The 23,177-nt window shown below is 71.7% G+C and carries 23 protein-coding genes; 16 read left to right on the top strand and 7 right to left on the bottom strand.

All coding sequences use genetic code 11. The features are described from left to right. Window positions 1–148: 148 nt before the first annotated feature. The 12 genes from AC069T_RS27815 to AC069T_RS27870 all read left to right on the top strand — a co-directional run bounded on the left by AC069T_RS27815 (window position 149) and on the right by AC069T_RS27870 (window position 10,369). Complete coding sequence (locus AC069T_RS27815; RefSeq protein ID WP_478785348.1) at window positions 149–721, top strand: GNAT family N-acetyltransferase; 573 nt, start codon at window positions 149–151, stop codon at window positions 719–721. 147 nt (window positions 722–868) lie between these two features. After that, window positions 869–952, top strand: coding sequence for a putative leader peptide (locus tag AC069T_RS27820; RefSeq protein ID WP_316944184.1), 84 nt, complete (start codon window positions 869–871; stop codon window positions 950–952). Between the two features lie 134 nt (window positions 953–1,086). Continuing rightward, complete coding sequence (locus AC069T_RS27825; protein ID WP_478785349.1) at window positions 1,087–2,778, top strand: nitrite/sulfite reductase; 1,692 nt, start codon at window positions 1,087–1,089, stop codon at window positions 2,776–2,778. A 31-nt stretch (window positions 2,779–2,809) separates the two neighbouring features. Further along, window positions 2,810–2,989, top strand: a complete 180-nt coding sequence (locus tag AC069T_RS27830; RefSeq protein WP_478785350.1) for a hypothetical protein — start codon at window positions 2,810–2,812, stop codon at window positions 2,987–2,989. Beyond that, window positions 2,986–3,696, top strand: a complete 711-nt coding sequence (locus AC069T_RS27835) for a phosphoadenylyl-sulfate reductase (RefSeq protein ID WP_478785351.1) — start codon at window positions 2,986–2,988, stop codon at window positions 3,694–3,696. The genes AC069T_RS27830 and AC069T_RS27835 overlap by 4 nt, the downstream gene beginning before the upstream one ends. Next, on the top strand, window positions 3,693–4,274 hold the full coding sequence (cysC, locus tag AC069T_RS27840) for an adenylyl-sulfate kinase (RefSeq protein WP_478785352.1): 582 nt from the start codon (window positions 3,693–3,695) through the stop codon (window positions 4,272–4,274). The genes AC069T_RS27835 and cysC overlap by 4 nt, the downstream gene beginning before the upstream one ends. Beyond that, window positions 4,271–5,206, top strand: a complete 936-nt coding sequence (cysD, locus tag AC069T_RS27845; protein WP_478785353.1) for a sulfate adenylyltransferase subunit CysD — start codon at window positions 4,271–4,273, stop codon at window positions 5,204–5,206. Before cysC ends, cysD begins: the two co-directional genes overlap by 4 nt. A gap of 2 nt (window positions 5,207–5,208) precedes the next feature. Further along, window positions 5,209–6,564: a sulfate adenylyltransferase subunit 1 gene (locus AC069T_RS27850; RefSeq protein ID WP_478785354.1), complete on the top strand. Its 1,356-nt coding sequence runs from the start codon at window positions 5,209–5,211 to the stop codon at window positions 6,562–6,564. A 226-nt stretch (window positions 6,565–6,790) separates the two neighbouring features. After that, window positions 6,791–7,900: an aliphatic sulfonate ABC transporter substrate-binding protein gene (locus AC069T_RS27855; RefSeq protein WP_478785355.1), complete on the top strand. Its 1,110-nt coding sequence runs from the start codon at window positions 6,791–6,793 to the stop codon at window positions 7,898–7,900. A 39-nt stretch (window positions 7,901–7,939) separates the two neighbouring features. Beyond that, window positions 7,940–8,728, top strand: coding sequence for an ABC transporter ATP-binding protein (locus AC069T_RS27860; protein WP_478785356.1), 789 nt, complete (start codon window positions 7,940–7,942; stop codon window positions 8,726–8,728). Beyond that, a complete protein-coding gene (locus AC069T_RS27865; protein ID WP_478785357.1) occupies window positions 8,715–9,617 on the top strand; it encodes an ABC transporter permease in 903 nt (300 codons plus the stop codon). The genes AC069T_RS27860 and AC069T_RS27865 overlap by 14 nt, the downstream gene beginning before the upstream one ends. 5 nt (window positions 9,618–9,622) lie before the next feature. Continuing rightward, on the top strand, window positions 9,623–10,369 hold the full coding sequence (locus AC069T_RS27870) for a sirohydrochlorin chelatase (RefSeq protein ID WP_478785358.1): 747 nt from the start codon (window positions 9,623–9,625) through the stop codon (window positions 10,367–10,369). A gap of 518 nt (window positions 10,370–10,887) precedes the next feature. Here the strand turns inward: AC069T_RS27870 and AC069T_RS27875 are convergent. Continuing rightward, on the bottom strand, window positions 10,888–11,487 hold the full coding sequence (locus tag AC069T_RS27875; RefSeq protein ID WP_478785359.1) for a TIGR03086 family metal-binding protein: 600 nt from the start codon (window positions 11,485–11,487) through the stop codon (window positions 10,888–10,890). Between the two features lie 113 nt (window positions 11,488–11,600). Here AC069T_RS27875 and AC069T_RS27880 point away from each other — a divergent pair, with 113 nt between their 5' ends. After that, window positions 11,601–12,440 carry an aldo/keto reductase gene (locus AC069T_RS27880; RefSeq protein ID WP_478785360.1) on the top strand — a complete coding sequence of 280 codons (840 nt, stop codon included), beginning with the start codon at window positions 11,601–11,603 and terminating at the stop codon, window positions 12,438–12,440. Between the two features lie 23 nt (window positions 12,441–12,463). Here the strand turns inward: AC069T_RS27880 and AC069T_RS27885 are convergent, their stop codons facing one another. Further along, window positions 12,464–13,009, bottom strand: coding sequence for a DUF1697 domain-containing protein (locus tag AC069T_RS27885; RefSeq protein WP_478785361.1), 546 nt, complete (start codon window positions 13,007–13,009; stop codon window positions 12,464–12,466). Between the two features lie 262 nt (window positions 13,010–13,271). Between AC069T_RS27885 and AC069T_RS27890 the strand changes: the two genes are divergently transcribed. Next, window positions 13,272–15,557 carry an MMPL family transporter gene (locus AC069T_RS27890; protein WP_478785362.1) on the top strand — a complete coding sequence of 762 codons (2,286 nt, stop codon included), beginning with the start codon at window positions 13,272–13,274 and terminating at the stop codon, window positions 15,555–15,557. A gap of 58 nt (window positions 15,558–15,615) precedes the next feature. Here the strand turns inward: AC069T_RS27890 and AC069T_RS27895 are convergent, their stop codons facing one another. The 4 genes from AC069T_RS27895 to AC069T_RS27910 form a co-directional block, all read right to left on the bottom strand. Continuing rightward, window positions 15,616–16,665 (bottom strand): CDP-alcohol phosphatidyltransferase family protein, encoded by a 1,050-nt coding sequence (locus AC069T_RS27895; RefSeq protein ID WP_478785363.1) that lies wholly within the window; start codon window positions 16,663–16,665, stop codon window positions 15,616–15,618. Between the two features lie 305 nt (window positions 16,666–16,970). Further along, a complete protein-coding gene (locus tag AC069T_RS27900) occupies window positions 16,971–18,254 on the bottom strand; it encodes an ABC transporter substrate-binding protein (protein WP_478785364.1) in 1,284 nt (427 codons plus the stop codon). Next, window positions 18,254–19,087: a carbohydrate ABC transporter permease gene (locus AC069T_RS27905; RefSeq protein ID WP_478785418.1), complete on the bottom strand. Its 834-nt coding sequence runs from the start codon at window positions 19,085–19,087 to the stop codon at window positions 18,254–18,256. The genes AC069T_RS27900 and AC069T_RS27905 overlap by 1 nt, the downstream gene beginning before the upstream one ends. A 35-nt stretch (window positions 19,088–19,122) precedes the next feature. After that, window positions 19,123–20,058 (bottom strand): carbohydrate ABC transporter permease, encoded by a 936-nt coding sequence (locus AC069T_RS27910; protein ID WP_478785365.1) that lies wholly within the window; start codon window positions 20,056–20,058, stop codon window positions 19,123–19,125. Between the two features lie 266 nt (window positions 20,059–20,324). On the opposite strand from AC069T_RS27910, the gene AC069T_RS27915 reads away from it, so the two are divergent. Next, entirely contained in the window at window positions 20,325–21,188 is an 864-nt protein-coding gene (locus AC069T_RS27915) for a phosphotransferase enzyme family protein (protein ID WP_478785366.1), read from the top strand. Between the two features lie 39 nt (window positions 21,189–21,227). Here AC069T_RS27915 and AC069T_RS27920 read toward each other — a convergent pair whose 3' ends face one another. Beyond that, window positions 21,228–22,130, bottom strand: a complete 903-nt coding sequence (locus AC069T_RS27920) for a LysR family transcriptional regulator (protein ID WP_478785367.1) — start codon at window positions 22,128–22,130, stop codon at window positions 21,228–21,230. 81 nt (window positions 22,131–22,211) lie between these two features. Between AC069T_RS27920 and AC069T_RS27925 the strand changes: the two genes are divergently transcribed. Then, window positions 22,212–23,177 (top strand): DMT family transporter (locus AC069T_RS27925; protein ID WP_478785368.1); only part of this gene is annotated, 966 nt, incomplete at its 3' end.

Below are 23,177 nucleotides of genomic sequence, written 5' to 3' on the forward strand. Positions count from 1 at the left end.
CCGCCTTGCAGCTGCACGCGCCAGACCCCGCTCGGGTCGGTCAGGACGAACCGTCGGTCACAGCCAGCCTGATCCAAACGACAGGCCCTAGCCGGTCCGGCCGGGACCTTTTTGGAGGCGAACCGCGCCCCGTGGTTCCCTGGCCGGCATGAGCAACCTCATCGTGACCACGTGGTCCCTGGAGCAGACGGCGCCCTCCGACCTGCTGCCCGCCTCCGCGCCCGGCGCGGACGTGAGGATCGTCCGCGCCGAGGTGCCCTCGCCCGAGTTCAGCCGCTTCCTGTACGCGTCGGTCGGCGGGGACATCCGCTGGACCGACCGGCTCGGCTGGACGTACGAGCGGTGGCAGGCGGTGCTGGACCGGCCGGGCGTGGAGACCTGGGTCGCGTACGACCGGGGGACCCCCGCGGGATACGTGGAGCTGGACCCGCAGGACGACGGGGCCGTGGAGATCGTCTACTTCGGGCTGATACCCGCCTTCCGGGGCCGCCGGATCGGCGGGCACCTGCTCTCCCACGGTGCCGCGCGCGCCTGGGACCTGGCCGGGCGCTGGCCCGGGCGGGCCGAGACCAAGCGGGTCTGGCTGCACACGTGCAGCAAGGACGGTGAGCACGCCATGGACAACTACCTGCGGCGCGGCTTCAAGCTCTTCGACACCAGGGTCGAGGAGGAGCCCGACGTACCCGCACCCGGCCCCTGGCCCGGTGCCGAAGCCAGGTGACCGGCCCGGCGCGTGACACCCCCTCGGCATGAGGACAACCGCTCCGCCATGTGATCGACAACACTCGCGTCTTGCGATTCGGGACAAGCATGTCCACATGACGGACAATGGTGGACTCCCCCGAGATCCCCGTGACACGCTTCCGTCATGTCTGGAACTGGGATTGCCTTGGTGAGTCGGCGACACGTCGATCTCTGCCGCATGTCCAGCGCCATCTGTCCGGCGAGCTGATCAGCCCAGCGCCGCCGAGATCCCCCTTTTTGTGAACCTTGCGCAATGACGCGCCCATACTTCGGTATGTGCCCATATGTGCAGGTCAGAGCCGCCCTCTTGCCTGTCCCGTAGTCCCGAAGGACGTATCAGCCATGGCCGCCACCCCGCAGAATCCCGCCGCGCCCCGCCGCAAGGTGAGCCGTCACCGCGGCGAGGGTCAGTGGGCCGTGGGTCACTTCACCCCGCTCAATGGCAACGAACAGTTCAAGAAGGACGACGACGGTCTCAACGTGCGGACACGCATTGAGACGATCTACTCCAAGCGGGGCTTCGACTCGATCGACCCCAACGACCTGCGCGGCCGGATGCGCTGGTGGGGCCTCTACACCCAGCGCAAGCCCGGGATCGACGGCGGCAAGACCGCGATCCTGGAGCCCGAGGAGCTGGACGACAAGTTCTTCATGCTGCGGGTGCGCATCGACGGCGGCCGGCTGACCACCGCACAGCTACGGGTCATCGGCGAGATCTCGCAGGAGTTCGCACGCGGCAGCGCCGACATCACCGACCGGCAGAACATCCAGCTGCACTGGATCCGCATCGAGGACGTCCCCGAGATCTGGAACCGCCTGGAGGCCGTCGGCCTCTCGACCACCGAGGCCTGCGGTGACACGCCCCGCACCATCCTCGGCTCACCGGTCGCCGGCATCGCGGAGGACGAGATCATCGACGGCACCCCCGCCGTCGAGGAGATCCACCGCCGCTTCATCGGCGACAAGGCCTTCTCCAACCTGCCGCGCAAGTTCAAGACGGCGATCTCGGGCTCCCCGCTGCTGGACGTGGCCCACGAGATCAACGACGTCGCCTTCGTCGGCGTGCACCACCCCGAGCACGGCCCCGGCTTCGACCTGTGGGTCGGCGGCGGCCTCTCCACCAACCCCAAGATCGGCCAGCGCCTCGGCGCCTGGGTCCCGCTGGACGAGGTCGCCGACGCCTGGGAGGGCGTCATCTCGATCTTCCGCGACTACGGCTACCGGCGGCTGCGCAACCGCGCCCGGCTGAAGTTCCTGCTGGCCGACTGGGGCGTCGAGAAGTTCCGCCAGGTCCTGGAGGACGAGTACCTGAAGCGCAAGCTCGTCGACGGCCCGGCGCCCGCCGAGCCCCTCGCCCGCTGGCGCGACCACATCGGCGTCCACCGGCAGCGGGACGGCCGCTTCTACGTCGGCTTCGCGCCGCGCGTCGGCCGCGTGGACGGCGCCACCCTGACGAAGATCGCCGAACTCGCCGAGGCCCACGGCTCGGGCCGGCTCCGCACCACGGTCGAGCAGAAGATGATCGTGCTCGACGTGGAGCAGGACCGGGTCGAGTCGCTGACCGAGGCCCTGGAGGCGCTGGACCTGACCGTCCGGCCCTCCGCCTTCCGGCGCGGCACGATGGCCTGCACGGGCATCGAGTACTGCAAGCTGGCCATCGTCGAGACCAAGGCGCGGGGCGCCTCCCTCATCGACGAACTCGAGCGCCGCATCCCCGAGTTCGACGAGCCCGTCACCATCAACCTCAACGGCTGCCCGAACGCCTGCGCCCGTATCCAGGTCGCGGACATCGGTCTCAAGGGCCAGCTGGTCCTCGACGACCAGGGCGAGCAGGTCGAGGGCTACCAGGTGCACCTGGGCGGCGCGCTCGGCCTGGAGGCCGGCTTCGGCCGTAAGGTCCGCGGTCTCAAGGTCACCTCGGACGAGCTGCCCGACTACGTCGAGCGGGTCCTCAGGCGCTACCAGGCCGAGCGCGAGGACGGCGAACGCTTCGCGGCCTGGGCCGCGCGCGCCTCCGAGGAGTCCCTGTCGTGAGCCGCGCGGACGACGAGACGAAGGACAGCGCATGAGCGAGCGCGCGGCGCCCTTCTACTGCCCCTACTGCGGCGACGAGGACCTGCGGCCGAGCGAGGAAGGCCACGGCGCGTGGGAATGCGCGGCCTGCAGCCGAGCCTTCCAGTTGAAGTTCCTCGGGCTGCTGTCCCGGGGAGTTCGGCGCAACGACGGTGGAGGGGACGAGATATGACGACGCTTCAGGACGGACGGACGGCCGAGGACCTCAAGAGCCTCGCCGAGCAGGCCGGACGCGACCTCGAGGACGCGTCCGCACTGGACATCCTGCGGTGGGCCGCGGACACCTTCGGCGGCAGGTTCTGCGTGACCTCCTCCATGGAGGACGCCGTGGTCGCGCACCTCGCGTCCCGCGCCCGGCCCGGGGTCGACGTCGTGTTCCTCGACACCGGCTACCACTTCCCCGAGACCATCGGCACCCGGGACGCGGTCGAGGCCGTGATGGACGTCACCGTCATCACGCTCGCCCCGCGGCAGACGGTCGCCGAGCAGGACGCCGAGTACGGCCCCCGGCTGCACGACCGCGACCCGGACCTGTGCTGCAGGCTGCGCAAGGTGCAGCCGCTGGAACAGGGCCTGACGGCGTACGACGCGTGGGCGACGGGACTGCGCCGCGACGAGTCCCCGACCCGGGCGGACACGCCCGTCGTCGGCTGGGACGACAAGCGCCGCAAGGTGAAGGTCTCGCCGATCGCCCGCTGGACACAGGACGACGTGGACGCCTACGTCGCCGAGCACGGGGTCCTCACCAACCCGCTGCTGATGGACGGCTACCCGTCCGTGGGCTGCGCGCCCTGCACCCGCCGAGTGCTGGAGGGCGAGGACGTACGCGCCGGCCGCTGGGCGGGCCGCAACAAGACCGAGTGCGGGCTGCACGGATGACGACGACCACGCACCACTCCCAGGACTCCCAGGAGAAGCAAGTGACGACCGGAGCCACCATCTGGCTCACGGGTCTGCCGAGTGCCGGCAAGACCACCATCGCGAACGAGCTGGCCGGCCGGCTGCGCGAGGAGGGCCACCGCGTCGAGGTGCTCGACGGTGACGAGATCCGCGAGTTCCTCTCGTCGGGCCTCGGTTTCTCCCGCGCGGACCGCCACACGAACGTGCAGCGCATCGGCTTCCTCGCCGACCTGCTCGCCCGTAACGGCGTCAAGGCGCTGGTGCCGGTGATCGCGCCGTTCGCGGACAGCCGTGAGGCCGTGCGCGAGCGCCACCGGGCGAGCGGCGCCGCGTATCTCGAGGTGCACGTGGCGACCCCGGTCGAGGTGTGCTCCGTACGCGACGTGAAGGGGCTGTACGCCAGGCAGGCGGCGGGCGAGATATCGGGGCTCACCGGGGTCGACGACCCGTACGAGGAGCCCGTCTCGCCCGACCTGCGCATCGAGTCCCACACCCAGACCGTGCAGGAGTCCGCGGCAGCGGTGCACTCGCTGCTCACCGAAAGGGGTCTCGCATGACGACCGCAGCCACCGTCTCCGAGGAGACGGACAGCCCGTACGCGCTCTCGCACCTGGACGCGCTGGAGTCCGAGGCCGTCCACATCTTCCGCGAGGTGGCGGGCGAGTTCGAGCGGCCGGTGATCCTCTTCTCCGGCGGCAAGGACTCCATCGTCATGCTGCACCTGGCGCTGAAGGCGTTCGCGCCCGCGCCGGTGCCGTTCACCCTGCTGCACGTGGACACCGGACACAACTTCCCCGAGGTCCTGGAGTACCGCGACCGCACGGTCGCCCGGCACGGCCTGCGGCTGCACGTCGCCTCCGTGCAGGAGTACATCGACGCGGGCAAGCTCCGGGAGCGTCCGGACGGCACCCGCAACCCGCTCCAGACCGTGCCGCTGACCGAGCGGATCCAGGCCGAGCGTTTCGACGCCGTCTTCGGCGGCGGACGCCGGGACGAGGAGAAGGCCCGCGCCAAGGAGCGCGTGTTCTCCCTGCGCGACGAGTTCTCCCAGTGGGACCCCCGCCGCCAGCGCCCCGAGCTGTGGCAGCTCTACAACGGCCGCCACGCGCCCGGCGAACACGTCCGCGTCTTCCCCCTCAGCAACTGGACCGAGCTGGACGTGTGGCAGTACATCGCCCGCGAGGGCATCGAACTGCCCCAGATCTACTTCGCCCACGAGCGCGAGGTGTTCCAGCGCGCCGGCATGTGGCTGACCGCCGGTGAGTGGGGCGGCCCCAAGAACGGCGAGACGGTCGAGAAGCGGCTCGTGCGCTACCGGACCGTCGGCGACATGTCCTGCACCGGCGCCGTCGACTCCGACGCCACCACCCTGGACGCCGTGATCGCCGAGATCGCCGCCTCCCGGCTCACCGAACGCGGCGCCACCCGGGCCGACGACAAGATGTCCGAGGCCGCGATGGAAGACCGCAAGCGCGAGGGGTACTTCTAGCCATGACCAGCACCACCGAACCCGCCCAGCCGCTGTCGGTCGAGCAGTTGTCGGCCACCACCCTGCTGCGGTTCGCCACCGCGGGGTCCGTCGACGACGGCAAGTCCACCCTCGTCGGGCGCCTGCTGCACGACTCCAAGTCGGTCCTCACCGACCAGCTGGAGGCCGTCGCACGCGTCTCCGCAGGCCGCGGCCAGGAAGCACCCGACCTCGCACTGCTCACCGACGGCCTGCGTGCCGAACGCGAGCAGGGCATCACGATCGACGTCGCCTACCGCTACTTCGCCACCGCCCGCCGCCGGTTCATCCTCGCCGACACCCCCGGGCACGTGCAGTACACGCGGAACATGGTCACCGGCGCCTCCACCGCCGACCTCGCCGTCGTGCTCGTCGACGCCCGCAACGGCGTCATCGAGCAGACCCGCAGGCACGCCGCGGTCGCCGCCCTGCTCCGCGTCCCGCACGTGGTCCTCGCCGTCAACAAGATGGACCTCGTCGAGTACCGGGAGGCCGTCTTCTCCACGATCGCCGAGGAGTTCACGGCGTACGCCTCCGAGCTGGGCGTTCCCGAGATCACCGCGATCCCGATCTCGGCGCTCGCCGGCGACAACGTGGTGGAACCCTCCGCGAACATGGACTGGTACGGCGGTCCGACGGTCCTGGAGCACCTGGAGACCGTGCCGGTCAGCCACGACCTGGCCCACTGCCACGCGCGGCTGCCCGTGCAGTACGTGATCCGCCCGCAGACCGCCGAGCACCCCGACTACCGGGGCTACGCGGGCCAGATCGCGGCCGGCACCTTCCGCGTCGGCGAGAGCGTGACCGTGCTGCCGTCCGGCCGCACGACGCGGCTCGCCGGGATCGACCTGCTGGGCACGCCGGTCGACGTCGCCTGGACCCCGCAGTCGGTGACCCTGCTGCTCGAGGACGACATCGACATCTCGCGCGGCGACCTGATCGTGCCGAGCAAGGACGCGCCCCCGACCACCCAGGACGTCGAGGCGACCGTCTGCCACGTCGCCGACGAGCCGCTCACCGTCGGCCACCGGGTGCTGCTCAAGCACGGCACGCGCACGGTCAAGGCGATCGTCAAGGACATCCCGTCCCGGCTGACCCTCGACGACCTGTCCCTGCACCCGCACCCGGGCCGGCTCGTCGCCAACGACATCGGCCGCGTCAAGATCCGCACCGCCGAGCCGCTGCCGCTCGACTCCTACGCCGATTCCCGGCGCACCGGCTCGTTCATCCTGATCGACCCCGCCGACGGCACCACCCTCACCGCGGGCATGGTCGGCGAGTCCTTCGCCGCACCGGAGCCGGTCAGGGACGCGTCGGACGACGACGGGTGGGACTTCTGACATGACGTCCACCGACTTCTACTCCACGTTCGCGAAGGAGGGCGGCCGCATCGGCAGCGGCGCCCTCGGCAGCGGGCAGGGCGGAGTCGCGCGATGTGCGCGATGACGTACGCGCACTGCCTGCGCGCCCCGTCCCCCCACAGCACGCGAAAACGAAGACCTGCCGACTTCCCGGCCACGGCCTGAGAACACCGTGACCGCCGGGCCAACGAGAGGAACACCTCCCGTGCCTGCCAACCGCTCCACCGCCTTGCGCCGCACCGTCGCGGCCGTCGCCGCGCTGCCCCTCCTCACCCTGGCCGCCTGCGGCTACGGCTCGGACTCGAAGGACGACGGCGCCGCGAAGGTCGCCGCCGGCGCCGAGAGGATCGACGGTCTCGACACCGTGAAGATCGGCTACTTCGGCAACCTGACCCACGCCACCGCGCTGGTCGGCCGCCAGGAGGGCCTGTTCCAGAAGGAACTGGGCGCCACGAAGGCCGAGTACGCCACCTTCAACGCCGGCCCGTCCGAGATCGAGGCCCTGAACTCCGGATCGATCGACATCGGCTGGATCGGCCCCTCCCCCGCGATCAACGGCTACGCCAAGTCCGACGGCAAGAGCCTGCGCATCATCGGCGGTTCGGCGTCCGGCGGTGTGAAGCTCGTGGTCGACCCGAAGAAGATCAAGTCTCTGAAGGACGTCAAGGGCAAGAAGATCGCGACCCCGCAGCTCGGCAACACCCAGGACGTCGCGTTCCTCAACTGGATCGCGGAGCAGGGCTGGAAGGTCGACGCGGAGAGCGGCAAGGGCGACGTGTCCGTGATCCGCACGGACAACAAGATCACCCCGGACGCCTACAAGTCCGGCTCCATCGACGGCGCCTGGGTGCCGGAGCCGACCGCGTCCAAGCTGGTCGCCGAGGGCGGCAAGGTGCTGCTCGACGAGGCCGACCTGTGGCCCGGCAAGAAGTTCGTGATCACGAACATCATCGTGTCGCAGAAGTTCCTCAAGGAGCACCCGAAGGTCGTCGAGGCCGTCCTGACGGGCGCGGTGAAGACCAACAAGTGGATCAACGCCAACCCGGACGAGGCGAAGGCGGCGGCGAACGCCCGCCTCAAGGAGGACTCGGGCAAGGAACTCCCGGCCGACGTCCTCGACCCGGCGTGGAAGTCCATCCAGATCACCGATGACCCGCTGGCGTCCACCCTCGGCACCGAGGCGGACCACGCGGTCAAGGCCGGTCTGCTGGAGGCCCCCGACCTCAAGGGCATCTACGACCTCACGCTGCTGAACAAGGTTCTCAAGACCGAGGGCGAGAGCACCGTCGACGACGCCGGTCTCGGCGTCAAGTAGCCGCATCCGACACTGATCAGTTCCCAGGAGGTGACGACCATGGCAACCGCTCTCGTCAAGGCCGGCGACACCGGTACGTCGGTGGAGCAGGCCGTGCGGCTCGAGCACGTCTCGAAGTCCTTCGCCGGGCCCGCCGGACAGCAGCTCGTCCTCGACGACATCTCGCTCGATGTCGCGCCGGGCGAGTTCGTCACCCTCCTGGGGGCTTCGGGCTGCGGCAAGTCCACACTGCTCAACCTGGTGGCGGGGCTCGACGCCCCGTCCGCGGGCACCATCACCACGGCCGGCCGGCCCGCCCTGATGTTCCAGGAACACGCGCTCTTCCCGTGGCTGACGGCCGGCAAGAACATCGAACTCGCCCTGAAACTCCGGGGTGTGGCCAAGGCCGACCGCCGCGGCCGGGCGGAGGAGCTGCTGGAGCTCGTCCGGCTGAAGGGCGCGTACGGCAAGCGGGTGCACGAACTGTCGGGCGGTATGCGGCAGCGCGTCGCGCTGGCCCGCGCGCTCGCCCAGGACAGCCCGCTGCTGCTGATGGACGAGCCGTTCGCCGCGCTGGACGCCATCACACGGGACGTGCTGCACGACGAACTGACCCGGATCTGGAGCGAGACGAACGTCTCCGTGCTGTTCGTGACGCACAACGTGCGCGAGGCCGTCCGGCTCGCCGAGCGGGTCGTGCTGCTCTCCTCCCGTCCCGGGCGCATCGCGCGCGAGTGGACGGTGGACATTCCGCAGCCGCGCCGCATCGAGGACACCGCCGTGGCGGAACTGTCCGTCGAGATCACCGAACAACTGCGTGGGGAGATCCGCCGCCATGGCCAGCACTGAGACCAAGGCCGACGCGAACGTCAGGGACCACGACGGGCTGGCCGGGCTGGAAGCGGGCCTCGACGCACTGGAGACGGTCCAGACGGGGCGTACACCGCTCCGGCAGACCCTGGTGCAGAAGGTGCTGCCCCCGGTCATCGCCATCGCGCTGGTGCTGGTGGTGTGGCAGGCGCTGATCTCGTTCAAGGTCGTCGACGACCCCACCAAGCTGCCCTCGCCCGCCGACGTGTGGGCGGAGGTCGAGGACGCCTGGCTCGAGGGCAAGCTGCTCGGCTACATCTGGACGAGCGTCTCGCGGGGCCTGCTGGGCTTCCTGATGGCGCTGGCCATCGGCACCCCGCTGGGCCTGCTGGTGGCACGGGTGCGGTTCGTGCGCGCGGCCATCGGTCCGGTCCTGTCCGGCCTGCAGTCACTCCCGTCGGTGGCCTGGGTGCCGCCCGCCGTGATCTGGCTGGGCCTGGAGCCGTCGATGATGTACGCGGTGATCCTGCTCGGCGCGGTGCCCTCCATCGCCAACGGCCTGGTGTCGGGCGTCGACCAGGTGCCCCCGCTGTATCTGCGGGCGGGGCGGACGCTAGGCGCGAAGGGGCTGCTGCACACCTGGCACATCGTCATGCCGGCCGCCCTTCCCGGCTATCTGGCCGGCCTGAAGCAGGGCTGGGCGTTCTCCTGGCGCTCGCTGATGGCCGCGGAGATCATCGCCTCCTCGCCGGAACTGGGCGTCGGCCTCGGACAGTTGCTGGAGAACGGCCGCACGGTCAGCTCCATGTCCATGGTCTTCCTCGCCATCCTGCTCATCCTGATCGTCGGTATCGCCATCGACCTGCTGATCTTCAGCCCGCTGGAGCGGTGGGTGCTGCGCAGCCGCGGTCTCCTCGTGAAGAGCTGATTCCCGTGCCCGCAGCCACCCGCCCCGTCCTGCTCGTCATCGCCCACGGCAGCCGCGACCCGCGCCATGCCGCGACCGTGCACGCCCTGGTGCGGCGCGTGCGGGCACGGCGGCCCGGTCTGCGGGTGGAGACCGGCTTCCTGGACTTCAACGTCCCGTCGGTGAACGGCGTGCTGGAGTCGCTGGCGGCGGAGGGCGTACGGGACGTGGTGGCGCTGCCGCTGCTGCTGACCCGCGCCTTCCACGCGAAGGCGGACATTCCCGCGGTGCTGCGGGACGCGCCGTCGCGGCTGCGTGTCCGCCAGGCGGAGGTGCTCGGCCCGTCGCCGCTGCTGACGGCGGCGCTCGAACGCCGTCTGTACGAGGCGGGGCTCGGGCCCGCCGACAAGGCCTCGACCGGGGTCGTCCTGGCCTCGGCGGGGTCCACGGACCCGGAGGCGATCGCAGTGATCGCTGACATCGCGCGGGAGTGGCGGCGCACCGGTTGGTGCGCTGTGCGGCCTGCGTTCGCCTCCGCATCCCTTCCGCGCACGGAGGACGCCGTGCGCGGACTGCGGGCGCTCGGCTGTGCCCGGGTGGCGGTGGCGCCGTACGTCCTGGCGCCCGGTTTCCTGCCCGACCGCATCGCGCGGGGCGCCGCCGAGGCGGACGTCCTGGCCGAGGTCCTCGGCCCGGCGCCCGAGGTGGTGCGGGCCCTGCTGGAACGGTACGACGAGGCCAGGCACCCGGCGCCGGCGGCACTCGGCGCGTAGCGACGCCAGGGTGACTTGCCCCGCGCCCGGGGCGACGTGCGGGGACGCGCCCCACGCTCGGGCCGGAGCGGTGACGTGCCCCACGCCCGGGCTGCCGTAGCGGTGCCGTGGCACGGACTCGGTGCGGTCACCGGGTAACGGCGCCACGGAGACGTGCCGCACGCTCGGGCCGGCGTCGCGGAGACGTGCCCCACGCCCCGGCCGGCGTCGCGGAGACGTGCCATGGACTCGGTGCGGTCACCGCGCAGCCGCCCGGCGGTGACGTGGCCACCGCCCGGGCCGGCGTCACGGAGACGGCCCCGCGCTGGGCCGGCGTCACGGAGACGTGCCGCGCGCCCCGGCCGGCGTCGTGCGTGCCCCGTGCTCGGGCAACCCGTGTCGGCCGCCGCTCGGGCAACCGGTCACAAGAGCGTCTCGTCGCCGCACGGCGACGGGCGTCCGGGCGGGGACGGGCGAAGGGGCCGGCGGTCCGGCGGGCGGATACTCGGCCGGCGCCGGACGAGGCCGCACGGAGGCCCTCAGCGGCGCGCCGCGCCCCGGCGCGGATCCCGCCCGCTCGCGGCGAGCGCGCGCTCGAACACGGGCGCGTCGTCGGGGACGGCGACCGGATCGGCGAAGCCGTCGTACCGGCGGTAGAGCTCGCCGTGCCGCTCGACCACGTCCAGGACGAGCCGGGCCGCGCCCTCCGAGACCCGGAACTCCTGGCCGGTGGAGACGGCCACGTCCCAACCGTGCACCGCCATCTCCTTCACGATCATCGGCGCCAGCTCGGCCGCCGGCATCGTCGCCATGCCGAGGTCGACGTCGCCCTCCCACACGGCCGGGTCGTCCCAGGCGGCGACGGCGCGGTCGAGCTGGGCGGCGTACGCCCCGGCCCAGTCCGGGTCCGCCGTGAAGTCGCGTCCGGTCAGCTCCTCGGGGAGCGGCTTGCGCAGCGCCCGGTGCTCCAGACCGTACGAGGTGTAGAGGACCCAGTGGTTCACCAGGGCGCGGACGTCCCAGTCGGCGCAGTGGGTGGGGCCGGCCAGCTGCGCGGGGGTGACGCCGCGGGCCACCCGCGCGGCCTCGGCGGCGCATTCTTCCAGGTACGGGTGCACGTTCTTGTACGCGTTGGTCATGCGCCCCACGCTAGAAGCGCCGTGCCCGCTCCTCTTGAACAAACGCGACAGCGCTCGGGCGGGCGGCGCCGGCCGGAGCCGGTCCCCGCGTGCCGCGTGTGTAACCTCCGTCCATGATCTCGGAACGGCTCGTCCTGGGCGGGGAGCTGCCGGTGCGGCGGCTCGGCTACGGCACCGCGCAGCTCACGGGCCCCGGCTACTGGGGTCCGCGCGGGGACGCCCGGGACGCCGTCGCGGTACTGCGCCGGGCGGTCGAGCGCGGGGTGACCCTGATCGACACCGCTGACAACTACGGCCCCTCGGTCGCCGAGGAACTGATCGCGCGGGCCCTGCATCCCTACCCCGAGGACCTGGTGATCGCCACCAAGGGCGGGGTCGTCCGCACCGGTGCCGACGCCTGGCACGTCGCCGGACGGCCGGAGCAGCTGCGGGCGATGTGCGAGGCGAGCCTGCGGCGCCTGCGGCTCGACACGATCGGCCTGTACCAGCTGCACCGCCTGGACCCGGACGTGCCGATGGCGGAACAGCTCGGCACCCTCGACGCGTTGCGCGCCGAGGGCAAGATCCGGCACATCGGCCTGGACACCGTCACCGCCGAACAGCTCTCGGCCGCGCTGGAGTCGACCGCCGTCGCGTCCGTGCAGAACCGCTACCACCTGCTGGACCGGGCGTCGGAGCCGCTGCTGAGGCTGTGCGAGGCCCGCGGGATCGCCTTCCTGCCGTGGTTCCCGCTGGGCAACGGCTCGTTGACGTCCCACCCGGTGTGTGCCGGGATCGCCGCCGCGCACGGAGCGACGGCCGGACAGGTGGCCCTGGCCTGGCTGCTGCGCCGCTCCCCCGTGCTCTGCCCGACCCCGGGCACGGGTTCGCTCCCCCACCTGGAGGAGAACCTGAACGCGACGGCACTCCGCCTCACGACCGAGGACATGTCCCGCCTGGATGACCCGAGTTGACGTCCCCCTGAGCGAACTCGCGTTCAGTCGCGGGTCAGTTCCTCCAGCTTGACGACCGTGTTCCAGTTCCTGGTGGTGGCGGTGAGGCCCTTCAGGAGCCGGGGTTTCGACAGGGTCTCCGCCAGCTTGGAGCGGCCGAGACCGTCGGGGGCGTACAGGTACAGGACGCGGTCGCCGAGACGGAACTCCTCCGGCAGGAAGTCCGCCGGGTCGACGGCGGCGAAGCGGCCGGCGGTGACGGGCTCGGAGAAGTACGTGGCGTGCAGCTGCCTGCCCGCCAGCTCGGCGGCCGGGAAGGGGCAGGCCTCGCGCACCGCCTTCAGGTAGGCGTGGTCGCGCACCAGCACGCCGACGGCGAAGCCGAAGTGCTTCTCGACGGCCCGCTCCAGGTCGGCGGCGAGGGACCGCTCGTCACCGTGCTCGCAGGCGAACACCGCGTTGCCGCTCTGCAGGTAGGTGGCCACGTCCGTGTACCGGAGCCCCTGCATGAGGGTGCGCAGCTCGGCCATCGGCACCTTCTTGCTGCCGCCCACGTTGATTCCGCGCAGCAGCGCCGCATACTTCGTCATCGGCACACCATAGAGCGGCCGTCGCCCCCGGTGGCGGCGGCCGTGTCCGGCGCCGTCACCCTGATCCGCATCCCCGACAACCCCCGTTAGGTGTAAGGGGCTCTCGTCATCCCCAGTGCGGAGGAGCCGGGGGCCGCGGGGAGGACCCCGGCGGCCGGCGGGTCACCGGGAAGCACGACGAGACGCGCTTATCCGGGCCATACCTTCATAAGGCGAGGTGGCGGCAGGGGGTTGTCACCGCATACGAGGGGGCTAGCCCGTCATGGGGAACGGAGACACAAGAGTGCGGGGGATCGCCGCCCGGGCGGGGGGCTGGAGCGCCCGGCACCGATGGGCGGCCGTCGGGATCTGGGTGCTGTTCGTCGTCCTGGCCATGGGCCTCGGCTCGGCCGTCGGCCGCGTCGACGTCAAGGACAGCGAGCAGCTCAAGGGCGAGACCAGTACGGCCGCCCACATCATCGAGGACGCGGGCATCGAGGAGCCGGCCGGCGAGACCGTCCTGGTGCAGGCGAGGGACGGGGACACCAAGACCACCGACGCGGCGTTCCGCAGCGCCGTCGCCGACGTCGTGAAGGCGGTCGAGGCGACCGGCGAGGCCGCGGACGTGACCTCGCCGTACGACACGAAGACGATCTCCAAGGACGGCCGCAGCGCGCTCGTGCAGTTCGACGTGCGCGGCGACTCGGACACCGCCGGCGAGCGCATCGAGCCGGTGCTGAAGGCCGTCGAGGGGGTGCAGAAGGACCACACGGAGCTGCGGATCGAGGAGATCGGCGGCGCCAGCATGATGAAGACGTTCGACGACGCGTTCGGGGACGACTTCAAGAAGGCCGAGCTGTCCGCCGTCCCGGTGGCCCTCGGCATCCTGCTGATCGCGTTCGGCGCGCTGGTGGCGGCCCTGCTGCCGGTGGCGCTCGCGGTCACCGCGATCATGGCGACGATGGGCCTCATGGGCATCGTCAGTCATGTGATGCCGATGAGCGACACCGCCAACTCCGTGATGCTGCTGGTGGGTCTCGCGGTCGGCGTCGACTACTGCCTGTTCTACCTCCGGCGGGAGCGCGAGGAGCGCGAGGCGGGCCGGGACGCGCAGACCGCGCTGCGGATCGCCGCCGCGACCAGCGGCCGGGCCATCATCGTCTCCGGTGTCACGGTGTGCGTCGCGATGGCCGGCATGCTCTTCACGGGCCTCGCCGAGTTCGAGGCGATGGGCCTGGCCTCGCTGATGGTCGTGGCGGTCGCCATGGTCGGCTCCGTCACGGTGCTGCCCGCGCTGCTCTCGCTGCTCGGCGAGCGGGTGGAGAAGGGCCGTCTGCCGTTCCTGCACCGCGACAAGCGACGCAGGAAGGACCGGCAGGCCCCGGCACGTTCCGGCGGGAGCGAGAGCCGCTTCTGGGGCGCCGTGCTGCGGGTCGTGCTCGCCAAGCCGGGCATCTCCCTGGTGGTCGCGGCCGGCGCGCTGCTGGCCGTCGCCGCCCCCGCGCTCGGCATGAAGACCGAACAGCTCACGCTGGACAAGGAGTTCGGTGACTCGCTGCCCATCGTGGCGACGTACAACCGGGTCAACGAGGCCTTCCCCGGCGGCACCGAGCCGGCCGAGGTGATCGTCAAGGCCCAGGACATCAACTCCCCCGAGGTGAAGTCCGCGCTCGCCGACTTCCGTGCCCGGGCGATCAGTTCGGGCGCCACCCGCGGCCCGGTGGACATCAAGGTGCACGACGCGCAGAACGTCGCCTTCGTCTACGTCCCGCTGGTCGGCGGCTCCGACCAGGAGAAGGCCGGCAAGAGCCTGGACCTGCTGCGCGACGAGGTGCGGCCGGACACGCTCGGCAAGGTCGACGGCCTTCAGGCCCCGATCACCGGGCAGGTCGCGGGGTCGCGCGACTTCAACGACCAGCTCGTCGGCTCGGTGGTCCCGGTCTTCGCGTTCGTCGTGGTCTTCGCCTTCCTGCTGATGCTCCTGTCGTTCCGCTCGCTGACCATCGCCGTCACGTCGATCGTCCTCAACCTGCTGTCCGTGGGCGCCGCCTACGGCATCCTGGTCGGCGTCTTCCAGCACGGCTGGGGCGCCTCGCTGGTCGGCGCGGAGGGAGTGGGCGCCATCATCACCTGGCTGCCCCTGTTCCTCTTCGTGATCCTCTTCGGCCTCTCGATGGACTACCACGTCTTCGTGGTCTCGCGGATCCGTGAGGCACGGCTGCGCGGGCTCGGCACCAAGGACGCCATCCGGCACGGAGTGGTCACCACGGCCGGCGTCGTCACCAGCGCCGCCGTCATCATGGTCGCCGTCTTCGCGATCTTCGGCACGCTGTCCATGCAGTCGATGAAGCAGATGGGCGTCGGTCTGGCGGCCGCCGTACTGATCGACGCGACGATCATCCGCGGGGTGCTGCTCCCGGCGGTGATGGCCCTGCTCGGGGAGCACAACTGGTACTTCCCGAAGTGGCTGCACCGGCTGCCCGACCTCACGCACGACGAGGCTCCGGAGCAGCTCGCCGGGCCGCCGCAGCAGCCGCCGGCGGTCGAGGGCGAGCGGGTCGGGGTCTGACCGCTCGAAACGCCGTACGTGGCCGGGGTGCACGCACCCCGGCCACGTCGCCGTACGGTCAGGCGGCCGCCGCGACGTCCTCACGCTCGAAGGAGTCGATGGTGCGGGTGAAGTCGCGGGTGGACAGCAACAGCTTGTAGATGATGGCGAGTTCGAAGACGAGGAGCAGCGCTCCGGAGACGATCGTCGCCTCGGTCACCGCGTCGAGGAGCGGCCCGACGATGAACACGCCCATCTGGAACTCGATGCCGCTGATCAGATGCGTACGGATGCGGTGCCGCAGCAGGAAGGAACGGGCGCGCAGGTACGCCGGGAACCGGTGCCGGAACTCCTGGTGCAGGTCGATGACCCGGGCCGGCGGAAGCCCCGCCGAGCCGCCGGAGCCGTCCGCACCGGCCGGCACGTCCCCGGCGGCGGTCCCGCTCCCGGCGTCCGGTCCGTCCGCCGCGGACCCGGTGACGCCCGATGCGGTCCCGGTGGCCGCCTTGCGGAGGTCCTGTTCGATGTCCGCCTCGGGGTTGTTGCGCAGCAGGTCCTCCATGAAGGTCAGCTCGGCCCGGTTCTCCGTACGCCGCGCCTCCCGCAGCCGGGCCTTGATCTGCTTGCGCATCGAGTGCCGGATCTTGAAGATCTCCAGCGAGTTGATGTAACGCAGCGTGTCCAGGCCGACCACCGCGAGGGCGAGCCAGATGTAGAGGGTGTCGCCGCTGCGCTGGTACTGCCCCGCCATCAGCGCCACCGCGCAGACCATCACGCGGATGCGGTCGAAGACGAAGTCGAGCCACGCCCCGAACACCGAGCCCTGGCCGGTGAGGCGGGCGACCTTGCCGTCCATGCAGTCGAGGATGAAGCTCAGGTGGTAGAGGAAGGCGCCGGCGATCAGCCACCGCCAGTCGCCCAGCGCGAAGAACACGGAGGACGCGAGCCCCAGCAGGAAGGCGCCCCAGGTGATCTGGTTGGGCGTGATCCGGGTGCGCAGCGCGACCTGCCGCACCAGGGGCGTGGCGACCGGGTCGACGAGGAGCACGGTCCACCACGCGTCGCGCTTCTTCTGCGTGACACGTCGGACCTCGGGCAGCGGCGGGATGTCTCGGCGCGGTGATCGCATGGTCCAACTTCCTGGCGTTCGACTGGAGTTCACCTCACGCTAGGTAGCCGTTGCACCAAGGAACAAGATCCGGCCCGTGCAACCTTCCGAGGGGGGTAACGGTCTCACTCTCCGGACCTGTCGGTGGCTTCACCAGGCAATGTCCGCGTTATCCGAGCGTTACCGAATGACCCGTCCGTTATCCAACACATGCCAGGACTTCACCGTTTCCCTGCAACCGTGACGCACGGAGCGGACGAGGTGCGCGGACGGTGACGTGCCGGCCCATCCGGGACGCCTGGCCGGCACGCAAACCCCGACCGAGGTCACCGCTGGTAGCGCGCCAGCACCAGGCTCCCGTCCTTCACGAGCCGCCTGCGCAGCTCGGCCAGACCGATCGCCCCGCTGTAGTACTCCTGGAAGGCGGGGGTCGCGACCTTGTCCTTCCACTCGGGATAGCCGCGGACGGACTGGGCGGGCGCGGACCGCAGATGCGCCGCCAGCGCGGTGCCCGTCGCCCAGTCGTTCTTCGCGGTGTGCAGGGCCGGGTCCCTGAGCGCCTCGGTGCCCGTGGGCAGCATCCAGTCGCCGAGTGCGAGCCGGACCATGTTCGCCGGCCGGAGCAGGAAGCCGACGAACTCGGCGGCCTCCCTCTTGTGCGGGCTGTCCTCGGCGACGGACAGGGTCTGCGGGCTGACGCCCTGGGTGAGGCCTCCGGCGCCCGCCGGGGCGGGCAGCACCTGCCAGTCGAAGCCCTTCGGGGCCTGCTGGACGAGCTGCTGCCGGTAGGAGAAGCCGAGCGGGACCATGGCGTACTTGCCTCCGAAGAAGCCGGGCAGGGTGTCGGAGCCGCCCATCCCGAGCGTGGTGCCGGAGGCGCTGCGGTCCCTGTTCACCCCGTCGTGGACGGTCCGCGGCACCACCGCGTCGGCCGCGTCGAAGCGGACCTCCACCTTGCCGTCCCCGGCGCGGTGGAACAGCCGGCCGCCCGCCGAGAGGGAGAGGTTCAGGGTGGCGGAGACCGGCTCCTTCAGCGGCCAGGCGACCCCGTAGCGGCCCTCGCCGCTCAGCTCCTTCGCGATGGACCGGAACTCCTCCCAGTTCCAGGGGTGCTCAGGCGTCGGGATACGCACGCCCGACTCGCGCAGCCATGTCGCGTTCGCGACGAGCACCCGCGGCTCCTGCAGGAACGGCACTCCGTAGATTCCGTCCCCGAACGTCGTCGTCTCCCAACTGCGTTGCGGGATGTCCGACTTGAGCCGCTCGGGGAGCAGGTCCCGCAGGTCGGCGAGGTAGCCGCCGTAAGCGAAGTCCGCGAGGTCGTCCGAGGCGTCATGGATGATGTCCGGTGCCTCGCCGCCCTCGAAGGAGGTGAGCAGCTGGTCGTGGACGCTGTCCCAACTGCCCTGCACGTACTTGACCTTGACGTCCCGGTGCGTGGCGTTCCACTCCTTCACCAGCTCCTTGTTGGCGGTGACGGACTCCTCCTGCCACGCCAGGGACTGGAAGCGGAGGGTGACGGGACCCTCGCCGTGCCGCCCGTCGTCCGAGCAGCCGGTGAGCAGCAGCGCGAACACCGCGAGGAACAGGCTCCAGCGTGTCCGCCTCATCAGCTCTTCACCGCCCCGGCGAGCATGCCGCCCGTGATCCGCTTCTGGATGACCGCGAAGACGACGAGGGAGGGCAGCGTCGCGAGGAACGCCGCCGCCGCCAGCGGACCGAGATCCGCGACGCCCTCCGCCCCGATGAAGTGCGTGAGGACGACCGGCAGCGTCTGCCTGTCCGGCGTCTTGAGCAGCACCAGCGCGAAGAAGAACTCGTTCCACGCGCTGATGAACGCGAACAGCGCCGTCGCCACGATGCCCGGCGCCAGCAGCGGGGCCGTGATCGAGACCAGCGTCCGCGCCCGGCCCGCCCCGTCCACCGCCGCGGCCTCCTCCAGCTCGGTGGGCACCGCCCGCACGTACCCCACCAGCATCCACAGCGCGAACGGCAGCGCCCACACCACGTAGACCATGACCAGTCCCGGCAGCGAGTTGACCAGCCGCAGGTTCTTCAGGACCAGGAACAGCGGGATGATCACCAGCACGAAGGGGAACGCCTGGCTGACGACCACCCACCCGGTGGCCGCCCTCGCGAGCAGCGTGCGGTGCCGCGCCATCACGTAGGCCATCGGCGTCGCGATCACCACCGCGACCAGCGCCGCCGCGAGCGCTGCGGCCAGCGAGTTCAGCGCCGCGTGCAGCAGCGGCTGCTCGTCGAAGGCCTGCCGGAAGTTGGCGAGGGTCGGGTCCTTGGGAATCCAGGTCGGATGCAGGCTGGCCAGCTCGCGCGGCGGCTTGAAGGCCGTGGAGATCAGCCAGAGGAAGGGGAAGGCGAGGAAGAGGAGATACCCGAGCAGCGCGAGGTACTGCCCGAAGCGGCCCCGCCCGCTGGTCCGCAGGCCCGAGGGCCCCCTGCTCGTACGCGGCACGGCGGTCACCGGTCGTCACCGTCCCGCAGCCGGGCCACCAGGTGGAACGCGAGCATCACCGAGATCACCGCGACCATCACGCATCCCATCGCCGCCGCGTAGCCGAACTGCCCGTACCGGAACGCCTCTTCGTACGCGAACAGCATCGGCAGCCGGGTCCGGCCGCCGGGCCCGCCGTTGGTGAGCACGTAGACCAGGGCGAAGGAGTTGAAGTTCCAGATGAGGTTGAGCGCCGTGATCGCGAGGGCCACCGGCCGGAGGGCGGGCCAGGTGACCGTCAGGAAGCGGCGCCAGGCGCCCGCGCCGTCCATCGCGGCCGCCTCGTGGAGTTCGCGCGGCGTGTTCTGCAGCCCCGCGAGCAGGGCGACGGTGGTCTGCGGCAGGCCGGCCCAGACACCGACGACGATCACCGCGGGCAGCGCCGTGCCGAGGCCGGAGAGCCAGTCCCGGCCGTCGCCGAGGCCGACGTCGCGCAGGGTCTCGTTGAGGATGCCCGCGTCCGGGTTGTAGACGAGCCGCCACATGATGCCGACGACCACCTCCGGCATCGCCCACGGGACGATCGCCAGCGCCCGGGCCAGCCAGCGCAGTCGCAGATCCTGGTTGAGCAGCAGCGCGAGACCGAGTGCGAGCAGGAACTGCGGCACGGTCACGCCGACCGCCCAGACCAGGCCGATCCGGAAGGAGTCCCAGAACAGCGTGTCGTGCAGCAGGTCCTGGAAGTTGAGGGCGCCGACCCACCGCGTGGGCACCGTCCGGCCCGACTGCGCGTCGGTGAACGCCAGCGCGACCCCGTAGAGCAGGGGCCCCACGCTGAGCACCAGGATCGGGATCAGCGCGGGCAGCACCAGGAACCAGGCGCCGTGGCCGCCGGGGCGGGGAGCCCCGCCCTCCGTGCCCGCGCGCTTGCCGGACCGCTTCGTCGCGGTCGCTGATGTCACGGATTCGGCTCCTCACACGCTCGTACGGATCCGGGTCTCGTCGTCGCTGCGGCGCCGCCCGTCCATGGACAGGGCCCCGTCATGGTCCTGACCCGCTGACGTGGCGTCAAGGCGGCGCGTCATCCCTTGTGACCGCTCCGACCAGTACGAATGCGACACTGGCGGACGGATGGCCGGAACTCGGCGCCGCACGGGGACACCCGGCGGCGCAGCCGGGAACAGGGCGTGACCGGGACGCCGTGCACGCGAGACCACGGAGGCGAAGGATGGACGAGGCGCGGGCGCGGGACGTGCTGGCCGCGGCGGGGGTGCTGCCCGGAGCGGCGGGGGACGCACGGCTTCTCGCCCTCGGGGAGAACGCGGTGTTCGCCGCCGGTGACCTGGTGGTCAAGGTGGGGCGCGACGCCGAACTCCTGGACCGGGCGCGCCGGGAGCTGGCCGTCGCCGGCTGGCTCGCCGAGGCGGACGTCCCCGCGGTGCGCGCGGCCGAGCCCGAGGCGCTGCTGGTGGACGGCTGCCCGGTGACGCTGTGGCATCGGCTCCCGGACTCCGTACGCCCCGCGGAGCCGGCTGATCTGGCCGGCCTGCTCCGCGTGGTGCACGCGCTGCCCGCCCCGCCGTTCACCCTGCCGCCCCGCGAGCTGCTGGGCGGGGTGGAGCGCTGGCTGCGGCTCGCCGGCGACGCGATCGACCCCGCGGACGCCGCGTATCTGCGGGAGCGCCGCGACGGTTTCGCGAGGGCCGCCGCCGCCCTGACCCCGCAGCTGACGCCGGGCCCGATCCACGGTGACGCGCTCCCCCGCAACGTCCATGTGGGCCCCGGCGGGCCGGTCCTCGTCGACCTGGAGACCTTCTCCGCCGACCTGCGCGAGCACGACCTGGTGGTGATGGCGCTCTCCCGCGACCGCTACGGGCTGCCCGCCGGGGCCTACGACTCCTTCATCCGTGCCTACGGCTGGGACGTGCGCGCGTGGGAGGGCTGCGGTGTGCTGCGCGGCGCCCGCGAGACGGCCAGTTGCGCGTGGGTCGCCCAGCACGCGCCGGCCAGTCCGAAGGCGCTCGCCGAGTTCGAGCGGCGGGTGGCGTCGCTGCGGGACGGCGACGAGACCGTGCGCTGGTATCCCTTCTGAGCTCTCGGGCGGGCAGCGGCCCTCACGAGGCCGCGCGGGTCAGCCCCGGGTGCGGATCTTCGCGGCGGCCTCGTGCAGCTCGGCCAGGACCCGGCGGACGGCTCGGCGCGCCGTGCGCTCCGGGCGGTGGAGCACGTCGATGTGGCGCCGGGCGCGGACGCCGCTCAGCGGTCTGAGCACCAGCGCGGTGTGCGGGCGCGTCGTCCAGCGCGGCATCAGGGCGAGCCCGCCACCGGCGGCGACGGCCTCGGCGACGACGGCGAACTCGTTGATGCGGTGGGCGAGATGAAGGCGGCGGCCCGCCGCGGTGGCGATGGCGTCGATGGTCGCCATGAGCGGGAAGCCGTCGTGCACGGTGATCCAGGGCTGGTCGGCGACATCGCGCGGCGCGAGCCGCCGCCTGGCGGCCAGCGGGTGATCGACGGGCAGGGCGACGTCGAGCGGCTCCCGCAGCAGCGTGGTCGCGGTCACCGTGCGCGGCCAGGCCGGGGCGTGTTCCAGGCGATGGGCGAGTACGAGGTCGTACTGCCTGGTCAGCGGCGGGAAGTCGTCCTGTGGGACGTCCTCGTCGGCGAGCGAGAGCCGCGGGGCGCCGGGTGCGGCGAGCCCGCGGAGCAGCAACGGGAAGAACGCCGACCCCGCGCTGTGGAAGGCCGCCAGCGACACCTCGCCGTCCGGCCGGCCGACGAACTCGGCGACGGTGTGCCGGGCCCGCTCCAGCGCGGTCTCCACCTCGATCGCCGCTCCGGCCAGGGCCTGGCCCGCGTCCGTGAGCACCAGCCGCCGCCCCTGCCGCTCGGTGAGCGGGACGGGGATCGCCCGCTGGAGCAGCCGCAGTTGCTGGGAGATCGCCGACGGGGTCACCAGCAATGCCTCGGCCACCGCGGTCACGCTGCCCAGTTCGCCCAGCTCCCGCAGGATCCGCAGCTGCCGTTCGTCCATGCCGTCAGTGTAGGGAAACTGAAGGGTTGCTTAAGAAGGTGGCTCTGGGCTTCAGTGACCAGGTCGGGGCAGGGTGGGCGCGTGCCTGATTCCCGCCGTACCGATGCGGTACTTCTCCTGGTCGCGCTCGTCTGGGGTTCCAGCTATCTCTCGGCCCGGACGGCCACCGCCGTCCTGCCCGTCCTCGTGGTGCTCTTCGCGCGGTACGCGCTCTCCGCGCTCGCCTGCCTCGGTCTGGTCGCCGCCGACCGGAAGTCCGGGGGGTGGACCCGCGACGAGATCCGCGTCGGCGTGCCCCTCGGGATCACCCAGGCCGCCGTCCTGGTCGTCGAGACGTACGGCGTGGCGCACACGAGCGCCGCCAACGCGGGGCTGATCATCAGCCTCACCATCGTGCTCACCCCGCTCCTGGACCGCACCGGCCACCGCGGCGGACTGCCGCCGACCTTCTACGCCGCCGCCGGGGTGTGCCTGCTGGCCGTCGGGCTGCTCATGTCGGGCAACGGCTTCCACGCTCCGCGCCTCGGTGATCTGCTGATGCTTGTCGCGGCGCTGGTGCGGGCGGTGCATGTCGCGCTCGTCGGACGGCTCATCGCCCGCCGCGCGATCCGTCCGCTGCGGCTGACCACCGTGCAGACCCTCGTGGGGACGGGGGTGTTCCTGCTGCCCGCCGCGAGCGGTCTGCCCGCCCTGACCCGGGTGGGGGCCGCGGGCTGGGCCCAGCTGCTGTATCTCGCGCTGTTCTGCAGTGTGTTCGCCTTCCTCGCCCAGACGTGGGCCGTCCAGCGGACCTCGGCGAGCCGGGCCAGCCTGCTGCTGGGCACCGAGCCGGTCTGGGCGGCCGCGGTCGGTATCGGTCTCGCCGGTGAGCACTTCACCCCGCTGACCGGTCTCGGCGCGGCGCTGATGGTCGCCGGGACGTACTGGGGTCAGGCGGTGGAGCGCGGCCACCGGGCGCCCGAGGCCCACCGCGCGGTCGGTGCCCGCCGCTCTCCCGAGGCGTCGGGCGAGCGGGGCACGCGGGACGGCACGCGGGACGGCACACCC

Source organism: Streptomyces sp. NPDC043867, assembly GCF_056435845.1.